We start from the raw sequence: 1,324 nt of genomic DNA on the forward strand, positions 1-1,324 counted from the left end.
GCCGCCGACCCACGACCGCGCCCGGGACCTGACCTCCCCCGCCCTGACGACGTGCCCCACCCCGATCGCGCCCTCGACCGAACGAGACACCCCGTCGAGCGGCCACGTCGCACCCGCATGACGACCCGGGCGCGACGTCCTCGACGCGACGGCCGTTCCTGGTGCGGGCGCCCACGCCGTGCGCGATCGTGAAGGGGTGAATCGTGCCCGAGGAAGCGACCGCTCACCGCACACCGACGCACGCCTTCTCGTGGCCGGCGCGGCGCTGACCGCGGGCGGCGCGATGATCGCGTCCGCGGGCGTGGGGCTGGCCGCCTTCGCCGCCGCGGCAGCCGGCCGCAGACTGATGCGACGGCTCGAGGAGCCCGCCAGAGAACGGGCGGCCGACACGCTGCGAAGGACCCGGGAGGCGTCCCGAGCCGGTAGAGACGCCTGGCGCACGGCCGGCGACGAACCCTGCTCGTGAGCGGAAGACCCTCGGCGCCGCGACCGCGCGCGGGGAGCGGCCGCTGCCGCGCCTACTCCGCCTTCGTCGCGCGAAGCGAGTAGATCAGCGGGACGCGCGGTTGACCCTCGGGGAAACGATAGTCACCGTCTCGTTCCTCGAGGACGGGGAATCGGGCGAACAGCGAGAAGTCGTGCTCGTGCAGGAACTCCACCCGCAGGCCGGCGCCCACCAGGGCACTGACGACGTCACCGATACCGTGCTGCCACTCGACCGTCACGTTCGACGAGGTCTTCGCGTTGGTGTCCGCGTAGGTGCCCGGCTCGTCCCAGACGGTCGGCTCGCGCCGGAAGTAGTCGAGTTCGACGGTGCGGCCGTCCGCCGCCAGGACGTCGGCGAACGGGTGGAACTCGGCCAGGTAGAGGAAACCGCCCGAGGAGACGAGCGCCGCCGCCGTGCGGGCCCATCGGTCGATGTCGGGGAGCCAACACAGGGCGCCCAGTCCGGTGTAGACGACGTCGAACGTCCGACCGCCGAGCGTGCCGACCGCGTCGTACACGTCCGAGGTGACGAATCGGGCCGTGGTCACGCCCGTCCGCGCGGCCAGGTCCTCGGCCGCGGCCACCGCCGGTGCCGAGAAGTCCAGGCCGGTGACGATCGCTCCGCGCCGGGCCCACGACAACGTGTCCAGGCCGATGTGGCATTGGAGATGGAGCAGGGTCTTGCCCGTGACGTCACCGACCTCGGCGACCTCGAAGTCGCGCAGCGCGTCGTTGCCCGCGACGAAGCCCGCGACGTCGTAGAAGTCGCCGGCGGTGTGGATCGGGACGCGCTCGTCCCAGTTGGCACGGTTGACCGCACGCCAGTCTTCGGAAGCCG

Annotated in this window: 2 protein-coding genes; one reads left to right on the forward strand and one right to left on the reverse strand. The window is 72.4% G+C overall.

Annotated features, from left to right (window positions below; genetic code table 11):
• The first annotated feature begins 196 nt into the window (after positions 1-196).
• Positions 197-466, forward strand: coding sequence for a hypothetical protein (locus GT354_RS47500; RefSeq protein ID WP_161364027.1), 270 nt, complete (start codon positions 197-199; stop codon positions 464-466).
• A gap of 52 nt (positions 467-518) precedes the next feature.
• On the opposite strand, the gene GT354_RS47505 is transcribed toward GT354_RS47500, so the two are convergent.
• On the reverse strand, positions 519-1,324 hold an 806-nt coding region (locus GT354_RS47505), incomplete at its 5' end, for a methyltransferase (RefSeq protein ID WP_161364029.1).

Source organism: Streptomyces sp. SID3343 (genome assembly GCF_009865215.1).
Taxonomy (GTDB): domain Bacteria; phylum Actinomycetota; class Actinomycetes; order Streptomycetales; family Streptomycetaceae; genus Embleya.